Origin of the sequence: Sphaerochaeta sp. S2 (genome assembly GCF_016406725.1) — a bacterium.
GTDB lineage: Bacteria > Spirochaetota > Spirochaetia > Sphaerochaetales > Sphaerochaetaceae > Sphaerochaeta.
In genome coordinates this window covers 1-6,101 of record NZ_JAEKNT010000153.1, presented here as the reverse complement: position 1 = coordinate 6,101, position 6,101 = coordinate 1, and the positions used below count along the sequence as shown (strand labels likewise).

The following is a 6,101-nucleotide window of genomic DNA, read 5'->3' as shown; positions in this document are numbered from 1 at the left end:
GTGGATATATCTGTGATGAGAGTCATTCGTTTGTAAACGCACTTGCTGTCATGGTTTCTGACAAGCAGAAAAGAAAGGAAATGGGAGAGAAATCAAAACAGGCAAGTGAGCGTTTCTCACTTGCCTGCTGGGCAAATTCCTTGGTCTCAGTGTGCGAGACGACGCTTGATACGTGTGGTAAGCGTAATAACCGAGGGCATAACCACCAAGGTGGCAAGCATGCAGTTGAGTAGGGCAATACTCATCAGGCTTCCGAAGTAACGTACCGGGGTATAGCTGGCAAAGAGGAACATCATCATTCCAGCAACAATGGACAGGGTAGTGAGGATGATGGGCCGCCCTGTCTCCTTGATTGTCTCAGACAACATCACCTCAATCGACATTTTTCCTTCAGCAAGCTTGTTCTTGTATCGTATGAGGAAGTGGATTGCATCATCGATTCCCGCCCCTACTGCCACAGCTGCAAAACTTACCGTGATCATGTCGAACGGGATATTGAAGAAGTACATGAAGACGTAGTTTGCCATAACCCCTGTGAGAATAGGAATAAGTGCATAAAAAGCCAGGGAGAGTGATTTGAAGGCCAACAGAACCACAAGAAATACCAATATGTAACTGGCATAGGTGCTCTTGCTCTGGTCTGAGAGCAAGGTAGAGGAGAAGTGAATCACCTTGTGTGGTTCTCCTCCCAGGGTCACCTGAGTGCCGTTAGGCAGAAGCGGAAGCAAACGCTTTACGCCCTCTTCAATACGGGTGGAACTGGAAATGGTCATGAGATCCTTGTCCACAGAGTCATAGTTCTGTAGGAAGATGGTAAGTTTGGTTCCTTCGGGGTTGAGTATAGCTCCCAAATTATCATCATTCTGGTTGCTCATCAGGATGATCATGCGATTGATGAGGTTCAGTAACCCTCTGGAGGAGGGGATGCCTTCTTCCCCACTGTACACCTCATTGGCAAAGCTTACATAGCTTGCAAATGAGAGAATCTGCCTAACATCAGGTAGTTCTGACCGAATAGCCTGTTCAAAAGCATATACCTGGGACAGGTTTTCGCTTTGGAGGAAGAACTGCTCTGTACCCTCAGGTGCTTCTATGGTGATGATATAGGGAGTGTCTCCCCCCATCTTCTGGGCAAAGTGACGTGAGCTCTGGGCGAATGTGTCCTTTTTGGGTAAGTAGGACATGTAATTGGTGTTTACAGAGATATGGTCCTTGGTAAGCCCATAGCCAGCGATAACCACAAGCCAGAGAAGAAAAAAGAGGACGTATCTTTTCTTGACGAGGTTGTCGATCACCACTACGAGTTGTGCGAGATATCCTTTCTTGTACGTTCTAATCTGTGCCTTCTTGGGAGGGACAACCAAACTGAGCTGAGCTGGAAGATAGGTGGAAGCAAGGATTGCACAGTAAGTTACGCCGATGCCAACTGCGATTCCAAACTCCCTGAGTGCAGGGGTCTGGGAGAATAGCAGGCTGAGAAAACCGATAACCGTCGTCAGACAGGCGAAGAAGATGGTCCTGAGAATTTTCTTGGTGGATTCAATGGAGTTCATTCCCTTCACATAGTCAGTATAATATTCTCCGATGACGTGAATGGCATAGGAAGAGCCAAGGTTAAGTACCATACAAGGAGTCACGATATTGACGATGGTGAGTGAATATCCAAGTAGTCGCATGGTACCAAAGGTCCAGATGATACCGATGACCGACATGGAGAAGGGGAGCAATACACTTCGCTTTGCCCTAAAACTCAGGTAATACACAATAAGGATTGCGATAAAGCAGAGTGTGAGAAGAATGCTGAGGTCCCTGCTGAGGTACTTGATCAAGAGGTTGGTGATAACCGCTCCACCATTGATATGTACTGCCATCCCTTCCTCTCGCAGGGGATCCAGCATTGCCGATAGCTCTCTCTCCTGTTCTGGTGTGAGTGCCATTGAATCAAAGGAAAACAGCATCCCGCTTAGATCATCGCTGACCAGATAGTTCTTTACGATGGGATCCTTTTCTATTCTCTGTCTAAGTATTTGGGCATCGGCCTCATCCCACTCATCCTTGGATGCGAAGGGGACACTCATGAGTCTGGTGCCCTTCTTCTCCAATGTCACGAAATCGAGCACAGAGAACTTGTTTCCCAGGTACTCGGTGGCATCCAATTGCTCCATTGTGTTGCTGATGATAGTAAGCGTCTCCGCTTCGAACAGCCTCTCGCTCTCCACCAACACAAGATAGGTCGTTGTATAGGGTGGTTCTTCCTCTGGAGTGCCTGCGGAAATATCAGCGATGAGATGATTCCCAAGCATGTCAGTCTCAAGCTGCATGGTTTCAGGGATATCCGTATCTTCAATGAGAGAACCCTGCACGGGAGGAACGTACGGGCCTTCTCCTCCTTGATACAAGGAGGGGGTTTTGCTTTCATTCATTAAGGTGACGTAATCAGCATCAAGCTGCAAATGGGCTGCATGATAGCCGAAAAATACGGTCACCAAGAGAACGAGAGCCAAGGTGATTTTGCTATGCTTGCCAACAAAGGAAAGAAAATCGAATTTCATACCACTCCAAACTCAATTCGGCCTACCAGTATAGCATGGAAGAACAGGTGAAACACCCACTTGGAAGTACAAGTGGGTGTATATTAATTAGTCTCGGTACCGCTTCTTAGGGCGGGAGCCTTTTTTCCCTTTAGGTGCACTGTATTTCCCATGGGAACGGCCAGAGCGGTCATCCTGGAAATTACTAGGTCGGGAGTAATAATCATCACCGCCGCCGTAGGAATCCCTTCCATACGGCTGATAATCATCATTGCTTCTGCGAGGACGTCTGCCGGAGCTTCTTCGATCAGGAGAACTGGGACGATCATCATAGCGGTCGCCTCTTCTTCCGGAGAGGTGCTTCCCATTCGGGTTGTCCGGTTTCGCTCGGGTGATGATCGGCTTGCCTTCTGAACCCACAGAGCTGAACGTCTGCAAGATACGCTCCGCAACCTGCAGTGGAGCACTGACGAAGGAGAAATCATCCCTGACCGTTACATTCTGGATGTCACGGTCCTCAGCTCCAACCTGTTCAATCAAATAATCAACGAGCCTACGCTTGTCCAGACCATCTTTTCTACCGCGAGCGATAAAGAGACGGGTGAAACCATTATCTTCACTACGCTGTTCCCTTGGACCGCGTTCATTCCTTCCTGAAGAGATGTGTTGATACTTCGATACATCCAATTCATCCTTGTAGAAGTGGTCAAGCAAGGAAGCTACCACTTCCTCAGGACGCTTATCCTCCAAGAGCTGTTCTGCAATGGTAAGGAAAGGACTTTCCTGTCCTTCTTCCGTAGCAATGGCAGAGAGCTGACTGATGATTCTTGTTCGCTTGGTCTCAATGATATCATTTGCATCAGGTACTGACTCACGTCGAATTTCTGATTTTGATACCTTCTGGATGAAGCTGAACCGTCTGAACTCCCTGGGCCCTACAAAGGTGATGGCAATACCACTCTTTCCTGCTCTACCTGTTCTTCCGATACGGTGGATGTAAGCTTCCGGATCTTCAGGGAGAGAGAAGTTGATAACATGGGTGAGGTCAGAGATGTCGATACCACGGGCAGCCACATCAGTGGCGACGATGATACTGATCGATCTGTCCCGCATTTTGTGCAGGATGTTTTCTCTCTGTTTCTGGGAGAGGTCGCCATGCAATGGTTCAGCGTCATACCCGCGATCCATCAGCTTTCGGCCGATTTCATCACATTGGACCTTGGTCCTGCAGAAGACAATTCCGTAGAAGCTCTCTTCCATATCGATAATACGGGTCAATGCTTCGAACTTGTCCGACTCTCTTACCTCAACGTAAATCTGGTCGGTGAGATCGCTGGTTGGGGTCTCCTGCTTGATCTTCACCATTTGAGGCTCATGCATGAACCTCCCAGCAAGACGTTGGATAGGGGCGGGCATGGTAGCAGAGAAACAGAGCATCCGCTTGTTTTCCGGAGTCTGCTTCAATACTTCCTCAATATCCTCGACAAATCCCATATCAAGCATCTCATCAGCTTCGTCCAAAACAACGAACTTCAGCTGATCCAGCTTGAGGGAACCTCTTCTGAGGTGATCGAGGATACGACCGGGGGTACCGACAACTACGTGGACACCTCGGCGTAGCTTTCTGAGCTGTAAGTCCATGGAGGCTCCTCCATAGACTGCGGCGATTTCCAAATGACGATCTCCCTTCAGAGAATTAATCTCTTCGGCAACCTGAACAGCCAACTCTCTCGTAGGAGCGAGGATAAGTGCCTGGACCTGCCTTACAGAAGGGTCTACGATTTCTAGAATGGGGAGACCGAAAGCGGCAGTTTTGCCTGTTCCGGTTTGTGCCTGGCCGATGACATCAACCTGGTCCTTGAGAAGCAATGGAATACACGCTGCTTGGATCTTAGTTGGTTCTTCAAATCCCTTGGATTTGACGGCGGCAATGGTTTGAGCGGACAGTCCTAGGTCCGCAAAGCTTAATAACTCTGACATGGAACTCCTGATAATGTTAATGTATGAGTGGATTATCGGTTAAATACCGAGACATGCAATACAACTTCCCCAGTTTATACAAATGAACAAGTTCTTGCAAGACATACACATCCGAATTATGGAAAAAGCCCTACCAGCGATTGTAGACCTCTTCTGCAAACCCAGGGACCTCCTTGATAGCAATCTCAGAGCCATCATCAAGAATACAGGTCCCGCTAAAATACCCGAACAGCTGATGTTGCTTGGATTGAATCACCACAAAATTGGTATTGCTGGAGCGGTCAACCACCGGAGTGAATACCATGTTGAGCCTCCCTTGGTCATCCTTGATTCTCCACGCCTTGTTTAGGTCTTCCCTTGAGAATACAAATTCGACCGTGCCGAGCTTATGTATCTTGCCATTATAGAATATGGCATTCTCACTCGCTGTGCTTCTATCAGAAAACCCATAGCCAAGGTTCAAGCCGAAGGGGACATTTTCCACCAAGGCAGAGGCACTCGCCCAGTACCAGGTGTTTGTATAGGTCCATCGACCACGTCCCCAGTCAAGAACCCCCCATGCCTCACCTCTAAGTAATTCCTCACTTTCCATACCCCTTCGGATATTCCCTTTTGCAGGGAGGCAATTGACTTTCTCGTTGAGATAGAATGCCTTACGCTGTTCACTCCAGCTGGTTGCAATATTCAGGCTCTCTGACTCCGGTTCTTGGGTGAGGACTATGTCAAAGTCGAGACCTACACTTCCGTCAGGAAGCACAAGGGAAGGGCATGCAACCATCAAATGCCGCTGTGTTCCCTTCTTGATAAATGCAAGTCGTAGGTTGGTGTTTGACCAGGAAACTTGGTTGTCCTCAGTACTGGAAGCACTCAGGCCAATCTTTCCAAGAGAAAAAAAGCGGATTGCATCAGTCTGACTTACAGCTTTTCGATCAAAATCTATATAGCTGATAGCAAAGAGCGCTGCATACCCTAGGTCACTGATCGTAGCAGTTACTGCATAGCGTTTCTCTGTATTGATAACTGCGTAGTAATCCCACTCCTTGATCCTGAGACGACCACCCTTTATGGCTGAACGGTCGTATCGCCAAAGCGGATGGCGAGCCCAACCTTCTTCCTTGATATGTCCCTTCTTGTTCAGCAGGTCCTGCTTCTGTGTTACCTCGTGATCCATTACTGTTCCTCCTACAGTCCCCACTGGTCCACGGTATAGGTCTGGACCATATAGGGCGTATCATCAGCGTAGAGCGTGATGGTTTTCACTCCTTTTACGTGGTCTTTTGATCCATAGGATCCATAGCTTGCACTTCTGCCATAGTGTAAGTCTATGGATTCCCAAACTCCATGAAAATCATTCAAATGGTCATGGCCACTGAAAACAGCCACCGTGTTTCCTCTCTCCTGCATGGCAGCAAATAGGCCACTATTTTCCAGAGGTACATTGACAATCTTATCAAGTTTTACCCCCTTTGCTGTTCCACTCTCCCAAAGCAATGAGAATTCGGGTAAAGGAATATGGGTGAAGGCATATAAGGGGATCTCTCCCAGCCCATCTTCTACCCAACGGTACCACGCTATCTGGGAGGGATAGAT

Annotated in this window: 4 protein-coding genes and 1 pseudogene; 1 reads left to right on the top strand and 4 read right to left on the bottom strand. The window is 48.1% G+C overall.

All coding sequences use genetic code 11. The features are described 5' to 3' along the window. The coding region (locus JF818_RS16320) for a hypothetical protein (protein WP_233065974.1) at positions 1-233 on the top strand (233 nt) is incomplete at its 5' end. Here the strand turns inward: JF818_RS16320 and JF818_RS04000 are convergent. The 4 genes and pseudogenes from JF818_RS04000 to JF818_RS03985 form a co-directional block, all read right to left on the bottom strand. Beyond that, positions 147-2,552 carry an RND family transporter gene (locus JF818_RS04000; RefSeq protein ID WP_198890688.1) on the bottom strand — a complete coding sequence of 802 codons (2,406 nt, stop codon included), beginning with the start codon at positions 2,550-2,552 and terminating at the stop codon, positions 147-149. The genes JF818_RS16320 and JF818_RS04000 overlap by 87 nt on opposite strands. Before the next feature lie 87 nt (positions 2,553-2,639). Continuing rightward, a complete protein-coding gene (locus tag JF818_RS03995; RefSeq protein WP_198890687.1) occupies positions 2,640-4,511 on the bottom strand; it encodes a DEAD/DEAH box helicase in 1,872 nt (623 codons plus the stop codon). A gap of 130 nt (positions 4,512-4,641) precedes the next feature. Beyond that, positions 4,642-5,682, bottom strand: a complete 1,041-nt coding sequence (locus tag JF818_RS03990) for a DUF2804 domain-containing protein (RefSeq protein WP_198890686.1) — start codon at positions 5,680-5,682, stop codon at positions 4,642-4,644. Positions 5,683-5,693: 11 nt separating this feature from the next. Further along, positions 5,694-6,101 (bottom strand): annotated as a pseudogene (locus JF818_RS03985) (metallophosphoesterase); the annotation flags it as partial.